General features: G+C 72.2%; 16 protein-coding genes. 7 read left to right on the top strand and 9 right to left on the bottom strand.

Annotated features, from left to right (window positions below; genetic code table 11):
* Positions 1–58: 58 nt before the first annotated feature.
* Both ACGFIM_RS07265 and ACGFIM_RS07260 read left to right on the top strand, forming a co-directional pair.
* Positions 59–1,099 carry an ATP-binding cassette domain-containing protein gene (locus tag ACGFIM_RS07265; RefSeq protein ID WP_393196045.1) on the top strand — a complete coding sequence of 347 codons (1,041 nt, stop codon included), beginning with the start codon at positions 59–61 and terminating at the stop codon, positions 1,097–1,099.
* Positions 1,086–2,174, top strand: a complete 1,089-nt coding sequence (locus ACGFIM_RS07260) for an ABC transporter permease (protein ID WP_393196042.1) — start codon at positions 1,086–1,088, stop codon at positions 2,172–2,174. The genes ACGFIM_RS07265 and ACGFIM_RS07260 overlap by 14 nt, the downstream gene beginning before the upstream one ends.
* A gap of 54 nt (positions 2,175–2,228) precedes the next feature.
* Here ACGFIM_RS07260 and ACGFIM_RS07255 read toward each other — a convergent pair whose 3' ends face one another.
* Both ACGFIM_RS07255 and ACGFIM_RS07250 read right to left on the bottom strand, forming a co-directional pair.
* A complete protein-coding gene (locus ACGFIM_RS07255) occupies positions 2,229–2,951 on the bottom strand; it encodes a YcnI family protein (protein ID WP_393196039.1) in 723 nt (240 codons plus the stop codon).
* A 48-nt stretch (positions 2,952–2,999) separates the two neighbouring features.
* The gene (locus ACGFIM_RS07250) at positions 3,000–3,536 is read right to left on the bottom strand and encodes an MFS transporter (RefSeq protein ID WP_393196036.1); all 537 of its coding nucleotides are present in this window, start codon (positions 3,534–3,536) and stop codon (positions 3,000–3,002) included.
* A 121-nt stretch (positions 3,537–3,657) separates the two neighbouring features.
* On the opposite strand from ACGFIM_RS07250, the gene ACGFIM_RS07245 reads away from it, so the two are divergent.
* A complete protein-coding gene (locus ACGFIM_RS07245; RefSeq protein WP_393196033.1) occupies positions 3,658–4,131 on the top strand; it encodes a hypothetical protein in 474 nt (157 codons plus the stop codon).
* Here ACGFIM_RS07245 and ACGFIM_RS07240 read toward each other — a convergent pair.
* From ACGFIM_RS07240 to ACGFIM_RS07230, 3 genes are read right to left on the bottom strand one after another with little or no spacing between them, the layout of a single operon-like run.
* Positions 4,125–4,883, bottom strand: a complete 759-nt coding sequence (locus tag ACGFIM_RS07240; RefSeq protein ID WP_393196030.1) for an ATP-binding cassette domain-containing protein — start codon at positions 4,881–4,883, stop codon at positions 4,125–4,127. The genes ACGFIM_RS07245 and ACGFIM_RS07240 overlap by 7 nt on opposite strands.
* A gap of 2 nt (positions 4,884–4,885) precedes the next feature.
* Positions 4,886–5,674, bottom strand: coding sequence for an ABC transporter permease (locus tag ACGFIM_RS07235; protein ID WP_393196027.1), 789 nt, complete (start codon positions 5,672–5,674; stop codon positions 4,886–4,888).
* A complete protein-coding gene (locus tag ACGFIM_RS07230) occupies positions 5,667–6,530 on the bottom strand; it encodes an ABC transporter permease (RefSeq protein ID WP_393196024.1) in 864 nt (287 codons plus the stop codon). Before ACGFIM_RS07230 ends, ACGFIM_RS07235 begins: the two co-directional genes overlap by 8 nt.
* 165 nt (positions 6,531–6,695) lie before the next feature.
* On the opposite strand from ACGFIM_RS07230, the gene ACGFIM_RS07225 reads away from it, so the two are divergent.
* The 3 genes from ACGFIM_RS07225 to ACGFIM_RS07215 all read left to right on the top strand — a co-directional run bounded on the left by ACGFIM_RS07225 (position 6,696) and on the right by ACGFIM_RS07215 (position 10,573).
* Entirely contained in the window at positions 6,696–7,673 is a 978-nt protein-coding gene (locus ACGFIM_RS07225; RefSeq protein ID WP_393196021.1) for an alpha/beta hydrolase, read from the top strand.
* A gap of 94 nt (positions 7,674–7,767) precedes the next feature.
* Complete coding sequence (locus ACGFIM_RS07220) at positions 7,768–8,604, top strand: siderophore-interacting protein (protein ID WP_393196018.1); 837 nt, start codon at positions 7,768–7,770, stop codon at positions 8,602–8,604.
* A 220-nt stretch (positions 8,605–8,824) separates the two neighbouring features.
* Positions 8,825–10,573, top strand: coding sequence for a protein kinase (locus ACGFIM_RS07215; RefSeq protein ID WP_393196016.1), 1,749 nt, complete (start codon positions 8,825–8,827; stop codon positions 10,571–10,573).
* Positions 10,574–10,915: 342 nt separating this feature from the next.
* Here the strand turns inward: ACGFIM_RS07215 and aceA are convergent, their stop codons facing one another.
* The gene (aceA, locus tag ACGFIM_RS07210) at positions 10,916–12,202 is read right to left on the bottom strand and encodes an isocitrate lyase (RefSeq protein WP_393196013.1); all 1,287 of its coding nucleotides are present in this window, start codon (positions 12,200–12,202) and stop codon (positions 10,916–10,918) included.
* Positions 12,203–12,461: 259 nt separating this feature from the next.
* Here aceA and ACGFIM_RS07205 point away from each other — a divergent pair, with 259 nt between their 5' ends.
* Positions 12,462–13,934 (top strand): helix-turn-helix domain-containing protein, encoded by a 1,473-nt coding sequence (locus tag ACGFIM_RS07205; protein WP_393196010.1) that lies wholly within the window; start codon positions 12,462–12,464, stop codon positions 13,932–13,934.
* A gap of 61 nt (positions 13,935–13,995) precedes the next feature.
* Here the strand turns inward: ACGFIM_RS07205 and ACGFIM_RS07200 are convergent, their stop codons facing one another.
* The 3 genes from ACGFIM_RS07200 to ACGFIM_RS07190 form a co-directional block, all read right to left on the bottom strand.
* The gene (locus ACGFIM_RS07200; protein ID WP_393196007.1) at positions 13,996–15,201 is read right to left on the bottom strand and encodes an FAD-dependent monooxygenase; all 1,206 of its coding nucleotides are present in this window, start codon (positions 15,199–15,201) and stop codon (positions 13,996–13,998) included.
* Between the two features lie 336 nt (positions 15,202–15,537).
* A complete protein-coding gene (gene asnB / locus ACGFIM_RS07195; protein ID WP_393196004.1) occupies positions 15,538–17,376 on the bottom strand; it encodes an asparagine synthase (glutamine-hydrolyzing) in 1,839 nt (612 codons plus the stop codon).
* A gap of 81 nt (positions 17,377–17,457) precedes the next feature.
* Positions 17,458–18,720: a cytochrome P450 gene (locus ACGFIM_RS07190; protein ID WP_393196001.1), complete on the bottom strand. Its 1,263-nt coding sequence runs from the start codon at positions 18,718–18,720 to the stop codon at positions 17,458–17,460.
* Positions 18,721–18,855: the final 135 nt, after the last annotated feature.

Here is an 18,855-nt window from a genome sequence, read left to right as displayed (position 1 = left end):
GGTCACGCACGAGGCGGGGGCGCCCTCCGGGGCGGCCCCGCCGTCCGGCGATGGAGTCGTGAGAACGGACGCGGGGGAGACGATGGACACGGCGACGCGTGCGGACGCCACAGACACGGTGGACGCGCGGGACAGGGCGGACGCGGTGGATGCCCGGGACATGGACGCCGGGGACATCGCGGACGCGGCGATCGTCACGAGGGGGCTGACCAAGCGCTTCAGGAGCGGCCAGGTCGCGGTCGACGCGCTCGACCTGACCGTGCCGCGCGGCTCGGTGTTCGGCTTCCTCGGCCCCAACGGCTCGGGCAAGACCACCACCATCCGCATGCTGCTCGGCCTCGTGACGCCCACCTCGGGCGAGCTGTCCGTGCTCGGGCTGCCGCCCGTCCAGGCGCTGCCGAAGGTGGGGGCGGTGGTCGAGGGGCCGGCGTTCTACCCGTACCTGTCGGGAGCCGACAACCTCATGCGCTTCGACGCGGCCGACCCGACCGCCGCGCGCGCCACCGCCCGCCGGCGCATCGCCGACGCGCTCGACCGGGTCGGGCTCACGGCCGCCGCGGGCAAGCGCTACCGCACCTACTCGCTCGGCATGCGCCAGCGGCTGGCCATCGCCGCCGCCCTGCTCAGGCCGCGCGAGCTGCTCGTGCTCGACGAGCCCACCAACGGGCTCGACCCGCAGGGCACCCGCGAGGTGCGCGCGCTGGTCAAGGAGATCGCCGCCGACGGCACCACGGTGTTCGTCTCCTCCCATCTGCTGGCCGAGGTGGAGCAGATGTGCACGCACGCGGCGATCATGCGGGCAGGACAGCTCGTGGTCCAGGGCACGATCGCCTCGCTCAGCGCCGGGACGGCCGTCCGCATCCGGGTCGAGACGCCGGACGCGGCCGCCGCCGCCCGGGTGCTGGAGGGCCTCGGCATGGACGGCGTGCGGGCCGGGGAGGCGCACGTCACCGCCGAGCTGGGCGGCCACGCGCCGGAGCGGGTCAACGCCGCCCTGGTGGGGGAGGGCGTGGCCGTGCGCGGGCTGGCCGTCGTACGGCCGAGCCTTGAAGACGTGTTCGTGGGACTGACAGGGGAGGGCTTCGATGTCGACGGCTGAGAACGGGGGACCGGCCGGCACGTCCACGCTCGGCAGCCGCGACCGGCGTACCCCGGGCCTGGTGCCGGTCACCGAGACCATGCTCACCGTGGAACGCACTGCGGACCCGGCGACGGACCCGGCGACGGACCCGGCGACGGACGCTGCCACCGGGCCGGCCGCCGGAGAGCCGGAGTCCGGTCCTGCGGCCGGGGCCGCCGTCGAGGGCCGGGCGGCCGGGGCCGCCGAGGAAGGAACGGCGGCCGGGCCGGGGCGGCCGGTGGCGGCGTTCTGGCGGCTGCTCGCCTCCGAGCTGAGGCTGACGTTCCGCCGCCCGCGCAACCTGGTGATCCTGGGCGTGCTCGCCCTCGTGCCGGTCATCGTCGGCGTCACCCTGCGGGCGGTCGGCGGCTCGGGCGGGGGCATGGGCGGCATCGTCCAGGACGTCGCGGGCAACAGCCTGATGCTGACGTTCCTGTCGTTCTCGTTCCTGGTGCTGCTGATGATGCCGGTCGCGGTGAGCGTGGTGGCGGGCGACTCGATCGCCGGCGAGGCCGGCGCGGGCACGCTGCGCTACCTGCTGGCCGCCCCCGCGGGCCGCACCCGGCTGCTCGCGGTCAAGTTCCTCAACGCGGTCGTCTACTCCTACGCCGTGACCGCGGTGGTGGCGCTGTCGGCGCTGGTGACCGGGCTGTTGTTGTTTCCTGCCGGGCCGGTGACGCTGCTGTCGGGCACCACGATCAGCGTGGCGGAGGGGCTGCTGCGGATCGTCATCTGCGTCGGGTACGTCGGCGCCGGGATGGCCGCGCTCGCCGCGATCGCGCTGGCGCTGTCGACGTTCACCGAGGTGTCCATCGGGGCGATCGCCGGGACCATCGTGCTGGTCATCGTCTCTCAGGTGCTGCGGGCCATCCCCGACCTGGACGCGGTCACGCCGTACCTGCTGCCGACCAGGTTCACGGACTTCGACGCGGTGCTGCGCAGCCCGATCGACGTCGCCGCGCTGCGCGACGGTCTGCTGGCGTTCGGGGCGTACATCCTGCTGTTCGGCTCGATCGCCTGGGCGCGCTTCACCGGCAAGGACATCACCTCGTGAGCGCCCGTGCGGCGCCCGGGGCGTGACCCGGGCGCCGCACGGACGAAGAAGGGATCAGGCGGACGGGCGGCGGCGCAGGCCGAGCACGCCGACCACGACGCCCACGGCGCCGACGAGCAGCCCGGCCCCGCCGAGCAGCCGCGCCGTGGTGTCGGACGCCGGTTCGCCCGCCGCCACCGGCGCGACCGACGGCGAGGAGCCGGCCTGAGCGGTCGCGGCGGTCGTGGCCGCGTCGCCCTCCTCGGCGGCGGGCACCAGCTTGAGCAGCGGCGCCGGGTGCTCGGGCTCCGAGCCGTCCGCCTTCGGCGCCTCCGACCAGTCGACGACCTCACCGTTCGAGTACGTCTGCTTCGTCGGGAACATCAGCGAGTCGACGTCCTTGGGCAGCTGCCCCATGGACACCTCGAACTCCTGGAACTGGCCGGGCTCGACCTTGCCGCCCGACCAGACGACCTTGGTGACGGCCTCCTTCAGCTCGCCGTACTCGGTCGTGACCGGCTTGGGCAGCGTGCCCTCGGTGACCTCGACCTTCCAGCCGGGCACCGGCTTGACCGAGACGAACGCCAGCGGGTGATCGGTGGGGAAGGACACCTCGATCCTGGTGGTCGAGGCGTTGTCGCGCTCGTTGGGCACCCGGAAGGCGACCTTGGTGAAGCCGCCCTGCTCGGCCGAGCCGGGCTGGATGGTGACGTGGGCCATGGCGGGCAGGGCCAGGGCGGTGGTGAGCGCGGCGGTGGTGGCGGCGAGCACGGTCGCCGCACGGCGTACGAAGGACATGCGAGAACTCCACGTGTGATCGGGGGGTCGAACAGGGGCGTCAGAAGGTCAGGCGGGAATCGGCGGTCCGCGCCTGGCCACGCTGTGCCGGAAGACCGGCCGCAGCGGGAGCACCCTGGTCGTCACGGGAGGAGCGCACCGGGGCCGCACGGGTACGGCGGGCAGGACGAGCAGCACCAGGCGGCGGCCGATCCCGCGCAGCACCGACCAGAGCGCGGCCTCGCCGCGCGCCAGCCACAGCCCGGTGATGATCGTCGCCGTCAGGTGGGTCACCAGCATGCCCGCGTTGACCCCGAGCCCGCCCTGCGCGTGGCCGTGCACCGACACGTAGCCGGCGCCCTCACCGGCGAACAGCTCGTGCAGCCCGATCTGCACCCCGACCAGCGCCAGGTTGATCGTGCCCGCCGAGCGCTCCCTGCCGCACAGGGCGAGGCCCAGCATCGACACCCCGGCGAGGCCGAGCGCGGCCACCCACGGAGCAGGGGCGGCGCCGCCGCCGAGCACGTGGGCGAACGCGGCCAGCGCCACGCAGACGGCGGCGAAGGCGGCCGTCCGCGCGAGCCTCATCGGAAGTTGCGCACGCATGGGTGTGCTCATGGTCTCACGGGGCGGGGCCGGGGGAGACCCAAGCTGCCCAATGCCTGGGCCGTATGCGGCATTTGTCGCTAGGGTCGGTGCCGACCACGTCGACACAGAGGTGAGAACGTTGCGGCACTTCGCTGGATTGCTCGTCGGTTTAGTCGTGACGGCGGCCGTACTCGGGGGCGGCGGATGGGCGGTCCGGCACGCGCTCGACGTCGCGGCGGCGACCACTCTCGATGAGAAGACCCTGTGGATCTCGCTGGGCTCGATGGCAGCGGTGGGTCTCGTCGTCGGGCTCGTGGTCGCCGGCCACATCTCGCCGCTCGCGACGTTCGTGCCCTCGATGGTGCTGCTGGCCTGGACCGTCGTGTACGCCCTCGACGTCAACAGGGCGCTGTCGTTCATCCCGTCGGGCCAGTCGATGAACCAGATCGTCCTGGAGGCCGGTGAAGGCGCCAGGACGCTGCTCACCAGCGGCGTGTACGCGCTGCTCGGCGTGGCCCTGTTCATCCCCGTGCTGATGCCGTCACGCTGGTCGCGGCAGCAGGACGACTACGACGACGAGTACGAGAGCAGCCGGCAGGGCGGCTACTACTGAGCGGCCGACTCGTTCGCCTCCGTATAGAGGCGGGTGACCACCTCCTCCAGAGACGACTGGCCGGGCGCGGTGGCCATCAGGTCGTCGAGCGTCCCGTCGAAGGCCAGCCGCCCGTGGTCGATCAGCATCACCCGCCGGCACAACCGCTCGATGTCGCCCAGATCGTGCGTGGTCAGCAGCACGGTCGTGCCCCGCTCGGCGTTGAGCCGGAGCAGGAAGTCACGGATGCCGGCCTTGCTGACCACGTCGAGCCCGATCGTCGGCTCGTCGAGCACCAGCACGTCGGGCGCGTGCAGCAGCGCCGCCGCCAGGTCGCCGCGCATGCGCTGGCCGAGGCTGAGCTGCCGCACCGGCGTGCGCAGGAAGGAGCCCAGGTCGAGCGTCTCGGTCAGCTCGGCGAGCCGGGTGCGGAACGTGCTCCGCTCCACCTTGTACAGATGGCGGATCAGCTCGAAGCTGTCGTTCAGCGGCAGGTCCCACCAGAGCGTCGTGCGCTGGCCGAACACCACGCCGATGCGCCGCGCCAGGGTGGTGCGCCGCCGCGACGGCTCCAGCCCCGCCACCCGCACGGTGCCCGTCGTGGGGGTGAGGATGCCGCACAGCATCTTGATCGTGGTGGACTTGCCCGCGCCATTGGGGCCGAGGTAGCCGACGAACTCCCCGGGCCGCACGGTGAAGGTCAGGTCTCGTACGGCGTGGACGACCTTGCCACGCACCTTGAACGAGCGCCCGGCCCTGTCGAGCTCGATCATCATCAACTCCCCGTGGATCGGTAGTGCCGTACGCCCTGCCGCCAGGCGAACCCGGCCACCAGGGCGAGGACCAGCGCGGCGGCCGGCCCGAGGAACCGCATGAACTCCGGTGTGCCGAAGGGGTCGGCACGGCCCAGGACGTACAGGCCGGGCTGCCAGTTGATGAAGGCGAGCGGCAGCACGTACGTCACGCCCGCCACCAGGTCGCGGGCATAGATGCTGAGCGGGTACTGGTTGAGCTGCTGGCTGCCGTAGGTGAAGGAGTTGACCACCTCCGGCGCGTCGGTGAGCACGAACTGCACGGCACCGGCCAGCGTCCACAGCGCCGCGAAGATGACGATGCCGGTGATCACCATGACGGGGATCATCCAGGCCCGCCCCGGATCGATGCCGAGCGCGGCGATCGCGTAGCCGAGCACGAGCCCCGACTGCACGATGCGGCCCACCCTGGTGGCGTTGAACCGGTCGGTGGCCAGCTGCAGCCACGGGCTGACCGGCCTGATGAGGATCGTGTCGAGCGTGCCCGCCTTGATGTGCCGGCTGATCTGGTCGAGGTTGCCGGCGAACGTGTCGCACACCGTGAACGACAGGCTCGCCGCACCGTACAGGAACAGCACCTCCTCGCGGGAGAAGCCGGCCAGGCTGGTGGTGTTGGCGAAGACCACCAGGATGACGCCCACGTCGATCGCCGCCGTGACGAACCCGAAGACGGTCATCACCGCGAACGAGGCGGGATAGGCGGCGGCGGAGCGGGTCCACGTCCAGATGAGCAGCAGGTACGTCCTAACCACCCTGGATCACCACCTTGTGGCGGATCGCGCGGGTGCCGAGCGCGCCTAGCCCGAGCAGGACGATCGCCCAGAACGCCTGGAAGGTCAGCGCCTGCACGGCGTCGGCCTTGCCGAGGTAGAGGTCGGCGGGCACCTGCACCATGGCGGCCCAGGGCAGCGCGGCGACGACGTCGCCGAAGGCGCCGGGGAAGAGGTGCAGCGGCACCATCATCCCCGAGAAGAACGTCATCAGGACCAGCGAAAGCACCTGGACGCCCCGGTCGTCGAGCAGCCAGCAGACCGACAGGGCGAGCAGGTAACGCCAGGCGAAGCTGAGCACGACGGCGATGGCGAGGCCCAGCGCCACCGCGGCCCACTGGCCTGGACCGTCGGGCGTCGTGATGCCGAACAGCACGGCGCCGAGCAGCATCGGCGGGATGCCGCGTACGAGGAACAGGTAGCAGGCCCTGCCGATGTCCTCCGACAGCGTCCACAGCTGCAGGGACGCAGGGCGTACGAGGTCGAGCGCGATGTCGCCGCTGCGGATGCGCTCGGGGATGGTCAGGCCGCCGCCGAAGAGCTGCATCGGGGCGATGAACGCCTGGGTGAGGAAGCAGAAGGTGACGGCGTCGGTCACGTCGTAGCCGGCCAGCCCGGGGCGGGCCTGCCAGAGCGCGATGAGGACGTAGGCGCGCAGGACGCCGAAGACGCTGTTGGTGAACGCTCCGGCGAGTGCGGCCCCTACGTAGGTGGCGTGCTTGCGAAAGCCGTACCGGACGAGCCGGGCATAGAGCGGTATGGTTTGGCACCTCCGGGGGGTGATGGCACGGTCACGGTTCGTGCCTGGACCCGCACACGGGTCCGTGATGGGGAGCACGGAATTATGCGCAGGCGCGGCGGCTCCTCGCAACACTTTTTCCGCGTATGGGAAGGTCGGGCGGTGGTCCGTCACCATGCCGAAATGTTCGGGTAAGAGATGAGTTACTTACCCGCCGGTAGGAGCGCGATCTCCGGGGAAGGACATCCTTTGGAGGGTCACACAATGCGGATCGACACGGACGTGGTTCCCGACTACCCCCTGAGCTGGCAGGCCCGGGCGCTGACCGGCTTGATGTGGAGCACCGTCAAACCGATCTCCAGCCTGCTCATGCGTCATCCGCTCGCGCTGGTCGGCGCCGCGCGGCTGGGCGAGCTCGGACGGGTGATGCGGGTGCCGTGCCCCGAGCACGTCGAGGTGGAGCCCGCCGCGTTCTCGGCATGCGGCGGCGAATGGGTGCGCGCCGGGCGGGAGCTCGACGAGCGCAAGGCGGTGCTGTACTTCCACGGGGGCGGCTACTTCTCGTGCTCGCCGCGCACGCACCGGTCCATCACCTGGCGGCTGTCGGCGGCGGCCGGGCGTCCCGTCCTCGCGCTCGACTACCGCCAGGGGCCCGTGCACAGGCTGGCGGATTCGCTGGCCGACGCGCTCGACGCCTACGACTGCGTGCTGCACCAGGGGTATGCGGCCGAGGACGTCGTGCTGGCGGGCGACTCCGCGGGCGGCCACCTGACGCTCGCGACGCTGCTCGCGCTGCGCGACGCGGGCCGCCCGCTGCCGGCGGCGGCGATCTGCCTGTCGCCGTGGGCCGACCTCACCGACATCCCGCGCCGCGAGAACCGCTGGCAGGACCCGATGCTGCCGGCCGGGCGGGTGCGCTGGCTGGCCCGCAGGTGGACCTCGGGCCTCGACCCGCTGGACCCGCTGGTCTCGCCGGTGCACGGCGACTTCACCGGGCTGCCGCCGCTGATGATCGTGACCGGCTCGACGGAGGTGCTGCGCGACGAGGCGCGCAGGGTCGCCGTGCGGGCGCGAGAGGCGGGCGTTTCGGTGCGGTACGAGGAGTGGCCGCGGATGCCGCACGTCTTCCCGATCCTCGCCGACGTGCTGCCGGAGGCGCGCCAGGCGTTCCTGCACATGTCGCGCTTTCTGAAGGAGGTGGCGGGAGCGGGCTCGGCCGCAGGTGACACGGCGGCGGCCTGATTTTTTACCTGTCCGTTTCGGGGGCAAAGGCATACGCTGAGATCTGAGGGCAGTGTAAGGTTAGGTATACCTAACCTGTTCAGGGGGACTGCTCATGCCGGAGAATCACGTCGATCACCATCGGGGGGTCGTCCAGCGCACCGAGCGCATCTCGCGTCACATGGTGCGGCTCGTCATCGGTGGCGACGGGCTTTCCGGCTTCTCGACGAACGGGTACACCGACCACTACGTCAAGCTCGTGTTCCCGTACGAAGGGGTCGACTATCCCCGGCCGTTCAGCATGAAGACCTGCCGCGAGACGATGCCGAGGGCGCTGTGGCCCAGGCTGCGCACCTACACCGTGCGCGCGTGGGACCCCGACGCCCGCGAGCTCACGCTCGACTTCGTCGTCCACGGCGACGAGGGCCTGGCCGGGCCGTGGGCGGCGCATGCCGCGCCCGGCGACGAGGTGATCATGCTGGGTCCCGGCGGCGGCTACGCGCCCGACCCCGAGGCGGACTGGCACCTCCTGGCAGGCGACGAGAGCGCGCTGCCGGCCATCGCCGCCTCGCTCGAAGCGCTGCCCGAGGACGCTCTCGCCCACGTCTTCGTCGAGGTGGCCACCCCCGAGGACGAGCTGAAGCTGGAGACCTCCGCCGACGCCCGCGTCACCTGGCTCTACCGCGGAGACCGGCCGGTGGGCGAGAAGCTCGTCGCGGCCGTGCGCGCGCTCGACTTCCCCGGGGGCGACGTGCACGCGTTCGTCCACGGCGAGGCCGGGTTCGTCAAGGAGCTGCGCCGCTTCCTCCGGCTGGAGCGGGGGATCGGCCTCGACCGGCTGTCCATCTCCGGCTACTGGCGGGCCGGTGTGGACGACGAGGCGTGGCGCGCGGTCAAGCGCGACTGGAACCGCCAGGTGGAGGCCGAGGAGGCGGCGGCGATCGCATCCTGACCGGCCCCGGGGGATGGCGACGCTGAGGACATAGCGCCACTTCAAGCCGCTATGTCACTTCATTAACTCACTAGGACGGAACGACCGCCTTACCTTCGATACCCCTTATGTAAGACATGCGGAAAGCATCCGCGGATGCCGCCACAGTGTGCTACGGCAGGACACTGATCAGGGAGGGCGGCCCCGGATGGCGCGTGGTGCGAGCGGCATGCCTCCCGGCGTGCGACCGCTGACCGTGACGGACCCGGCCATCATCGGCCGTTATCTGCTGCTCGGCCGTCTCGGCACCGGCGGGATGGGCGTCGTCTACCTCGCCGAGCACCCGCAGGGCGGCCTGGTCGCGCTCAAGACCCCGCATCCGGTGCATCTCAACGATGCCACGTTACGCGCCCGCTTCGCGGAAGAAGTCGCATACTCCCGCAGACTGGTGCCCTTCTGTACGGCCGCCGTCATCGAGGACGGCACCGACAGGGACCGCCCGTACCTCGTCACCGAGTACATCCCCGGCCCCGCGCTCTCCCAGGTCGTCACGGCCGGCGGCCCCCTCGCGCCCGGCCTCGCCCACGGCGTCGCGCTCGGCGTCGCCGCCGCGCTGGTGGCCGTGCACGAGGCCGGGCTGGTGCACCGCGACCTCAAACCCGCCAACGTGCTGCTGTCACCCGACGGGCCGCGCGTCATCGACTTCGGCATCGCCCGCGACGTGGACGTCTCCGCCGCCCACACCCAGGCGGGGCAGATCATGGGCAGCCCGGGATGGGTGGCGCCCGAGCGGCTGACCGGCGGGTCCGCGCTGCCCGCGTCCGACGTGTTCGCCTGGGGCTGCCTGGTGGCCTACGCCGCCACCGGGCACCACCCTTTCGGTGGCGGCGGCGACGACGACGTGCTCACCCGGCGCATCCTGTTCGACCCGCCGCGCCTGGACGGCGTGCCGGTCCTGCTGCGGCCCACGGTCGCGGCGGCGCTCGCCAAGGACCCCGCGGAACGGCCGGCGGCCCCCGACCTGCTGCGCGCGCTGCTCACGGCCGGCGGTCTCAGCGCCCCGTGGAACCTGCGCCAGGCGGTGCCCGTCGCGCTCGCCAGACTCTGGATCCCGGTGCCGCACCCGACGACGGCCGGGACGGGGCTCGCGACGCTCGGTGGGGGCGGCCCGGCGGGGGCGGAGCCCACGGCGGCCGGGACGGGGCTCGCGACGCTCGGTGGAGGCGGCCCGGCGGGGGCGGAACCCGCGGCGGCCGGGACGGGGCTCACCGGAGGGGACTCGGCGGGGGAGGGGGTCGCCGTGGCCGGGCTCGCGCCTGCCCCGCCGACGGCCACCGCCGATGTGGACCGTTCCCATGCCTCCAGGCGCGGCCGGCGAGCCCGGCAGACCGCGCATCTCGGGCACGCGGGCTTCGCCGCGCTGGCCACCGTCTCCATCGCGGCGCTCACCGTCATCGTGGCGGCCGGCGGCGACAAGGCGGGCGGTGAGGCCGGCGCGCTGCCGCCCGCGGACCCGCCCGCCGTCGTGGAGACGTCCGGCAGCGCGCACTCGACCATCAGGCCCACCGCCTCGGCCGGGCGTGGCCTGCCGGTGGTGCGCCCGGCGACGACGGCTCCGCCGCCGGGCACGCCCACGGTGATCGTCACGGAGACCATGACGAAGGAGCCGGCCAGGACGCTCGCACCGCCGTCCCGCAGCACGGTCAGGATCCTCCGCACCCCGCCGCGCACCTTCGGCCCCGGCGGCAGGGACCGCGGCCGCGGGCCGGGGCCCCGCGACGAGGAGCCCGAGAGCTGCTTGGGGCCCGGCGGCGAGCGGATGCGGCCGGGGAACCGGCCGATCGGGCGTCCGGTGCGGCGCCGCGCCTGCCCCGTCCCGCCGGTCTCGATCAGCGGCATCCCGCAGGAGGGCCCGGGCGAGTCGGTCGAGCCCTCACCGACGCCCTCGCCGGCCCCGGCGCCGGGCGACCCGACCCCGTCGGACCGCTGAAGACCCGCCGCCCACCCCACACCATCGGACCGCTGAAGACCCGCCGCAGGCTCCCGGCCACCCCGCGCCGCTTGAAGGTCGCCGCGTCGCGGAGCCCGGCCACCGGCCACGCCGCACCGTCTGAAAGGTTGTCGCGTCGCGGGCCTGGCCGTCGGCCCCCTCAGGCCGTCGGGCCGCTGAAGGGTCGTTGCGGACCACGTGCGCTGAGGGGCCGCGCCGGTGCTGGGGGAACCGGCGCGGCCCGTTCGCCGGGGAACCCTCCCATGCCCCTGGAGGCGTCCGGCGAGCCCTGAGCGAGGGCCCCTTCAGTGAGGCTCTTTCTGCGGGGCCCTTTCTGCGGGGTCAGTGCGCGAACTGCTCCTCTTCCGTCGAGCCCTTGAGCGCGGTCGTCGAGGAGTCGGGCGCCACGGCGGTGCTCACCAGGTCGAAGTAGCCGGTGCCGACCTCGCGCTGGTGCCGGGTGGCGGTGTAGCCGCGCGCCTCGGCCGCGAACTCGGCCTCCTGCAGCCCGACGTACGCGCTCATGCCGTCCGTCGCGTACGCGTGGGCCAGGTCGAACATGCCGTAGTTCAGCGAGTGGAATCCGGCCAGCGTGATGAACTGGAACTTGTACCCCATGTGCCCCAGCTCGCGCTGGAACTTGGCGATGGTGGAGTCGTCGAGGTGCGCCTTCCAGTTGAACGACGGCGAACAGTTGTAGGCGAGCATCTTGTCCGGGTACTCGGCCTTGATCGCCTCGGCGAACGCGCGGGCCACGTCGAGGTCGGGCGTGCCGGTCTCCATCCAGAGCAGGTCGGCGTACGGCGCGTAGGCAAGGCCGCGTGCCACGCACGCCTCCAGCCCGTTCCTGACCCGGTAGAAGCCCTCGGCGGTGCGCTCACCGGTGACGAACGGCTGGTCGCGCGGGTCGATGTCGCTGGTCAGCAGGGTCGCGGCCTGTGCGTCGGTCCGCGCGATGACCAGGGTGGGCACGCCCGCGACGTCGGCGGCGAGCCGGGCGGCGTTGAGCGTCTTGATGTGCTGGCCGGTCGGGACGAGCACCTTGCCGCCGAGGTGGCCGCACTTCTTCTCGGAGGCGAGCTGGTCCTCCCAGTGCACGCCCGCGGCGCCGGCCGCGATCATCGCCTTCATCAGCTCGAACGCGTTGAGCACGCCGCCGAAGCCGGCCTCGGCGTCGGCCACGATGGGCGCCAGCCAGTGCGGCGCGTCCTCCGCGCCCTCGGCCCAGGTGATCTGGTCGGCCCGCAGCAGCGCGTTGTTGATGCGGCGCACGACGGCCGGCACGGAGTTCGCCGGGTAGAGGCTCTGGTCGGGATAGGTGTGCCCGCTCAGGTTCGCGTCGGCGGCGACCTGCCAGCCGGACAGGTAGATGGCCTTCAGGCCGGCTCGCACCTGCTGCACGGCCTGGTTGCCGGTCAGCGCGCCGAGGCTGTTGACGTAGTCCTCGGTGTGCAGCAGGCGCCACAGCCGCTCGGCGCCGAGCCGGGCCAGCGTGTGCTCCTCCTGGACGCTCCCGCGCAACCTGATCACGTCTTCGGCGCTGTAGGTGCGCTCGATGCCCTCCCAGCGAGGGTCGTTCTCCCATTCTTCCCGCAGCTGCTCGGCAGCTCCCTTGAGGCGATCGTTCACCGTTCACTCCTTCGGTCGTCCCCTGGGGCTCACGCCGAAGTCTCTGCCCTGGCAGCCATGGTCAAATAGGGCATTCAGCCGAGAAGATTCGTCGAATTTCCGCTCATATACATTACTCGCGGGCATTCAAGGGTGAAGAAATCGCAAGTTTTAGCTTTGGTCTGGACCAATTCCGCGGGTGGCCAGGGGTTCCGCCGGTGGCGGCTCGGCGGAGTGCTGCTGCTAGAAAATGCCCGGAATTTCTGTCTAAGATGCCGATATGGCGTCCGTGCTGAGCGAAGAACCGCTGTCTTTGACGCAGGAGCTCGACCTGATCGCGTTCGGGCAGCGCCTGCGCCACCTGCGCAAGCAGCGCGGCCTCACGCTGTCCGACCTCGGCTCGCGCGTCGGCCGGGCGCCGAGCCAGCTCTCCCTGCTGGAGAACGGCAAGCGCGAGCCCAAGCTCTCGCTGCTCAAGTCGCTGGCGAACGCCCTGGGCGTGCCCGTCGAAGAGCTGCTGCGCCGGCAGCCGCCCAGCCGCCGCGCCCAGCTGGAGATCGCGCTGGAGGAGGCGCAGCGCGACCCCATCTACGCGGGGCTCGGCCTGCCCAGGCTCAAGGTCTCCGCCCGCGTGCCCAACGACGTGCTCGAACACATCCTCGGCCTGTACGGCGAGCTGCGCGCCCGCCAGGCCAGGGGCACCGCCACACCGGAGGAGGCCAGGGCCGCCAACGCCGAGCTGCGCCGCCGCCAGCGGGAGGTGGGCAACTACTTCCCGGAGATCGAGAAGGCCGCGGCCGAGGCCCTGGAGGCGGTCGGCTACCGTACCGGCGCGCTCTCGCAGAGCATGATCCAGAGCCTGGTCACGCACTTCGGCTACACCGTGCACACCGCGCAGGACCTGCCGCGCTCGGTGCGCTCCATCACCGACCTGCGCCACCGCCGCATCTACGTCAAGCACGAGCAGCTCGGCATGCACACCCCGCGCACGATCCTGCTGCAGACGCTCGGCCACCTCGCGCTCGGCCACGACAAGCCCCGCGACTTCGCCGACTTCCTGCGCCAGCGCACCGAGGCCAACTACTTCGCCGCCGCCATCCTCGTGCCCGAGAAGGCCGCCGCGCTCTACCTCCAGGAGGCCAAGGCCGACCGCGCGCTGTCGGTGGAGGACCTGCGCGACGTCTTCGCCGTCTCGTACGAGATGGCCGCCCACCGCTTCACCAACCTCGCCACGCACCACCTCGGCCTGGTCTGCCACTTCGTGCGCAACGACGCGGGCGGCATCATCTACAAGGCGTACGAGAACGACGGCATCGTCTTCCCGGCCGACGAGCAGGGCGCCATCGAGGGTCAGCGGATGTGCCTGCAGTGGTCGGGGCGCCAGGTGTTCGCCTCGCCGGACCGGTTCTCCGTCTACTACCAGTACTCCGACACGCCCACCGGCACCTACTTCTGCGTGGCCCACGTCGATCCGTCGCGCGAGCGGGACTTCGCGATCACGCTGGGGGTGCCGTACAAGGAGTCGCGCTGGTTCCGCGGGCGCGAGACGACCAACCGCACCCTCTCCCACTGCCCCAGCGGCGACTGCTGCCGCCGCCCGCCCGCCGAGCTGGCGGAGCGCTGGGAGGGCTACGCCTGGCCGTCGGCCCGCGCCAACAGCCACGTGCTCGCCGCGCTGCCGCCCGGGTCGTTCCCGGGTGTGGACGAGGCCGACGTCTACACGTTCCTGGAACGGCACGCGGCCGACGCCTGAGCGGGCCTGGAGCGGCGGCCTCCGCCCGCGCAGGGCGCTCGGCCGATGCCCGAAACCGTCCTCAGCCGCGCCCGGTGATCCGCGCCCACCACGACGACGCGTGCTCCACCGCCCGGTCGAAGCGGTAGTACAGGCGCGGCGGCACGTGCGGCAGCACCCGCGAGTGCCGCCGGCCGAGCAGTGCGAGCAGCTGGTCGGGCGGCAGGCTGACGTAGCGCGGCAGGTTCTCGTACCAGCGGGCGCTGTAGCGCGCCGCCTTCTGCGCGCGCCGGATCGTGCGCTGCCGGCCCCGCTCGTAGCTCGCCAGCGCCGACGGCAGGTCCCGCTCGGTGGTGAGCGCGTGGACGAGGTAGGCGGCGTCGCCGAGCGCGAGCGCGGTGCCCGCGCCGATCGAGTAGTGGGTGGTGTGTGCGGCGTCGCCCATCAGCACGACGTTGCCGTGGTACCAGCGCTCGTTGGTCACCGTACGGAAGTTGAGCCAGCGGGCGCTCTCACCGGTGTCGTCACGGCCGATCAGCGGATGGCCGTCGAGGATGTCGGCGAACAGCTTCTCCAGCATGGCGAGGCCGTCGGCGTCGGTCGCCTCGTGCAGGCCCAGCCCCTCCCACGTCTCAGGTGAGCATTCGATGACGCAGGTGCTGTGGCCGGGGTCGTATCCGTAGCCGTAGCACCAGATCCAGCCGTGCGGGGTCTCGGCGAAGGAGAAGGTGAACGGGCCGAACGCCTTGGTCGTGCCGAGCCACAGGTAGGTGTTGCGGCCGAGCGTGACGGCGGTGCCGAAGTGCCCGGCGTGCCGCTTGCGCAGCCTGCTGTTGACGCCGTCGCAGGCCACGATGAGGTCGCAGCCGGCCAGCTCCTCCTCGCCGCTGATCTCACGGCCGTACTCGATCTCCACGCCGAGCGAGCGCGCCCGGTCGGCGAGGATGCGCAGCAGCACGCTGCGGCCGATGCCGAAGCCGCCGTCCCAGTGGCTGATCCGGGCGGGCGGCCGGTCGCCGACGCGGGCGACCCAGGTCTTCCAGCGCACCGAGGCGTCGTGGATGGCGCGGGCGGACTCCGGGTCGATGGCGCGCAGGCTGGCGTACAGCTCGTCCCAGTACGTCACGCCCCACCCGTACGTCGAACCCTCGGGATAGCGCTCGTAGACGGTGACCTCGCATGCCGGATCGGTGCGCTTCAGCAGCAACGCGAAGTAGAGACCGGCGGGACCGCCGCCGACGCACGCGATCTTCACCCCGAACCCCCCGATGTGACGCAATGCCAGCAATGCGCTACAGAGAGTAGCAGAGCGTGACGCGGTGGCCCCTGAAGGCTCACGCCGGGTCGCCGTCGAGCATCTCGTGCAGCCATGCCCGCTCGGCGCGGCTGGTCGCCCGCGCGATGACGAGCATGCGCGGCGGTAGGGGTCGCTCACCTCGGCGGCGCGCGGCGGCCGGTCGCCGTCGTGGAAGAAACTCGCCGGCTGCTCCAGGAAGGCGAGGCGGCGGTGCTCTCCGGGCGGCATCTCTGAGCGGCTCTTCGAACGGCCCGGAGAGCGGCTCTCTGAACGGCTCATTGAGCGGCCCTTCGAGCGGCTCATTGAGCGGCCCTCCGGGCGGCTCGGTCAGAGCGCCAGGTCCACGCGGTAGCGGCGCAGCCAGTGGTGGAGCTGGACGAACCGCTCAAGCGCCGCTCGCGTCTCGGGCGAGGCGGGCTCCTCGACGGTCGCGCGGGCCTTGTCCCAGTCGACCAGCCGCGCCGCCGGGGAGTCGGAGATGTCGAGCAGCTCACGGGCGCGCTCGCGCAGCCCCTCGTCGTAGCCGGGGTCCTGGGTCGCCGGGTACGGGCTCTTGACCCGCTGCAGGATGCTCTCCGGCAGCAGGTCCGCCGACGCCGCCCTGAGCAGGCTCTTCTCCCGCCCGTCGAAGGTCTTCACCGCCCACGGCGCGTTGAAGACGTACTCGACCAGGCGGTGGTCGCAGAACGGCACCCGCACCTCCAGGCCGTTCGCCATGCTCATCCGGTCCTTCCTGTCCAGCAGGACCTGCACGAATCGGGTCAGATGCAGGTAGCCGATCTCCCGCATGCGCCGCTCGTGCCCGCTCTCGCCCGGCAGGTGCGGCACCTCGGCCAGCGCCTCGCGGTAGCGCTCGTCCCGGTAGCCGGACAGGTCGAGCTGCCGCTGCAGATCGTCGTGGAACAGCCGCTCCGCGCCCGCGTGCGCGGACAAGGCCGGGCTGGCCAGCCACGGGAACGTCTCGGCCGCCACCGTCTCCCGGTCGTGGAACCACCGGTAGCCGCCGAACACCTCATCGGCCGACTCGCCCGACAGTGCCACGGTCGAGTGCTCCCTGATGGCCTTGAACAGCAGGTAGAGCGAGGTGTCCATGTCGCCGATGCCCATCGGCAGGTCGCGCGCCCGCAGCACGGCCGCGCGCACCTCCCGGTCCATCAGCGCGGCCGAGTCGAGCACGATGTCGCTGTGCTCGGCCCCGGCGAAGGCGGCCAGCTCGTGCACGTACGGCGTGTCGGGCGTGGAACGGGTGAGGTCGGGCTTGAAGTTCTCGGTGTACCCGGCGAAGTCCACCGAGAACGAGCGCACGGTGCCGAGGCCCTGCTCGCGCAGCAGCCTGGCGGCCAGCGAGGTGATCATGCTGGAGTCGAGGCCGCCCGACAGCAGCGCGCACAGCGGCACGTCGCTGATGAGCTGCCTGGCCACGATGTCGTCGAGCAGCTCGCGCACCTTCTTGACGGTCGTGGCCACGTCGTCGGGGTGCTCATAGGACTCGAGCCGCCAGTAGCGGCGCTTGGCCAGGCCCTCCCTGTCCACCGAGACGATCTGGCCGGGGCGGACCTCGTACAGGCCGGACAGCACGCCGTGCTCCGGCGTCTTGACGAACGCCAGCAGCTCGCGCAGCCCGTCGAGATCCAGCACGCGGCCCGCCAGCGGATTGGCCAGCACCGCCTTGGGCTCCGAGCCGAACAGCACGCCGTGCTCGGTGGGGTAGTAGTAGAGGGGCTTGATGCCCATGCGGTCGCGCACCAGCAGCAGCCGCTCGGCGCGGGTGTCCCAGATCCCGAACGCGTACATGCCGTTGAGATGCTCGGCCAGGTCCTCGCCCCACTCGAGGTAGGAGCGCAGCAGGACCTCGGTGTCGCTGCGGGTGCGGAACGCGTGGCCGCGGCTCGACAGCTCGGCGCGCAGCTCCTCGAAGTTGTAGATCTCGCCGCTGTAGGTCAGCACGGCGAGCTCGCGGCCGTCCTCCTCGGCCACCATCGGCTGCCGCCCGCCCGCCAGGTCGATGATGGCCAGCCTGCGGTGGCCGATCGCGGCGTGCGGGGCCAGCCACAGCCCCTCGTCGTCAGGCCCCCGGCGGGCCATCGTGCCGGTCATCTCCTGCGCGGTCTGCCGCTCCTGCCGCAGGTCGCGCTCGAAGTCCACCCAGCCGGCGATGCCACACATGTTCGGTCCCCCGTCTCACCCCAGGCTCGGATTCGTGCCCGTTATCGGGTAGAGCGTTGGGAAAAGGCGCGGCAAAGGTGGTCATCGCGGGTGGGCGATCACCCGGCAGCCCGCCGCCGGCACGTTGCAGAACGCCTTCCACCTCACCCGCTCGTCACCCGGCCAGGCCGGCGACAGCGCCAGCTCGCGGGCGAAGACCTGCAGGAACGTGCGCATCTGCACCATCGCCAGGCGGTCGCCCAGGCAGGTGTGCGCGCCGCCGCCGAACGGCATCCACCCGTAGCCGGCCGGCCTGCCGTCCAGCCAGCGCTCCGGACGGAACGCGGCCGGGTCGGGATAGAGCGCGGGGTCGTGGTGCAGCGTCCGCAGATGCACGATGACCGTGGTGCCCGGAGCCAGCATCCTGCCGCCCAGCTCGAACGGGCGCCGGACCGTACGGCCGAAGAACGTCACCGGCGGGCGCACCCGCAGCGCCTCGTACGTCACCGCGCTCGCGTACGCGTCGCCCTCGCCCTTCTCGCTCTCGCCGGTCACCCGGCGCAGCACCTCCGGATGGCGCACCACCCGCTCGAACACCCAGGCCAGGCCGTTCGCCGTGGTCGTGCGCGCCCCCGCGATCATGCTCATCACCTGGTCGCGCACCACCGCGTCGGGCAGCGGCGCATCGTCGTCGTCACGGGCCCGCAGCAGCGCGCCCAGCAGGTCGTCGCCCTCGCCGCCCGCCTTGCGCCGCCGCCGGATCTCGGCGTGGATCAGCCGGTCGCACGCCTCCTTCGCCCGGTGATAGCCCGGCCACCAGTCCAGCGCCCCCGCGTGGCGCAGCGCGTAGCGCACCGTGACCTCGTACGAGTCGGCCCGGCGCAGCAGCTCGCGCAGCGGCGTCCGCCAGGCCCGCTGCCGCTCGGGCGACAGGCCTGCGACCAGCTCCAGCACGGCCTCGAGCAGCGCCCTGTGCAGCAGCGGACGCAGCGCGAACGGCCTGCCGCGCGGGCACGTGGCGGCCGCCCGCAGCGCCAGCCGCTCCGTGGCCTCGCGCAGCCGCTCGTGCACCCGGTCGCGGACCACCGGCGCCATGATCGAGCGGATCTCGCGATGCTCGTCGCCCTCCAGCCGCGCCAGCCCGCGCGGCCCGATCACCGGCTCGCGCATCCGCCCGGCCGGGCTCGCCGCCATCACGCCGTCGGGCGCCCGCATGACCGCTCTCACCAGCGCCGGATCGGACACCACCACGGCCCTGCCCAGGCCGGGGGCCCACAGGCCGAACATGCCGCCCGTACGGCGGAGCATGCCCTCGACGACGCCGTCGCCGGCCAGCAGCGCGGCGGGCAGCACGCCGCTGCCCACCAGGGTTTCCCAGGGTCGGGGGGTACTGCGGCAGACCGTCACGAGAGAGTAACTTACCGTCATATGACATACGCGCAGCGTGATTTCCAAGATCCGCCGCCCCGGCCGCACATCACGTGAGCGATCTCACGGGCC

The organism is Nonomuraea sp. NPDC049309, assembly GCF_043196965.1.
GTDB classification, from domain to species: domain Bacteria; phylum Actinomycetota; class Actinomycetes; order Streptosporangiales; family Streptosporangiaceae; genus Nonomuraea; species Nonomuraea fastidiosa.
This window is presented reverse-complemented; position numbering and strand designations above follow the sequence as displayed.

Excerpts from the sequence above, each read along its gene's own strand:
- ACGFIM_RS07260 (WP_393196042.1), top strand. The coding sequence starts at position 1,086 with ATGTCGACGGCTGAGAACGGGGGACCGGCCGGCACGTCCACGCTCGGC.
- ACGFIM_RS07255 (WP_393196039.1), bottom strand. The coding sequence starts at position 2,951 with ATGTCCTTCGTACGCCGTGCGGCGACCGTGCTCGCCGCCACCACCGCC.
- ACGFIM_RS07250 (WP_393196036.1), bottom strand. The coding sequence starts at position 3,536 with ATGCGTGCGCAACTTCCGATGAGGCTCGCGCGGACGGCCGCCTTCGCC.
- ACGFIM_RS07240 (WP_393196030.1), bottom strand. The coding sequence starts at position 4,883 with ATGATCGAGCTCGACAGGGCCGGGCGCTCGTTCAAGGTGCGTGGCAAG.
- ACGFIM_RS07225 (WP_393196021.1), top strand. The coding sequence starts at position 6,696 with ATGCGGATCGACACGGACGTGGTTCCCGACTACCCCCTGAGCTGGCAG.
- ACGFIM_RS07220 (WP_393196018.1), top strand. The coding sequence starts at position 7,768 with ATGCCGGAGAATCACGTCGATCACCATCGGGGGGTCGTCCAGCGCACC.
- ACGFIM_RS07205 (WP_393196010.1), top strand. The coding sequence starts at position 12,462 with ATGGCGTCCGTGCTGAGCGAAGAACCGCTGTCTTTGACGCAGGAGCTC.
- asnB (WP_393196004.1), bottom strand. The coding sequence starts at position 17,376 with ATGTGTGGCATCGCCGGCTGGGTGGACTTCGAGCGCGACCTGCGGCAG.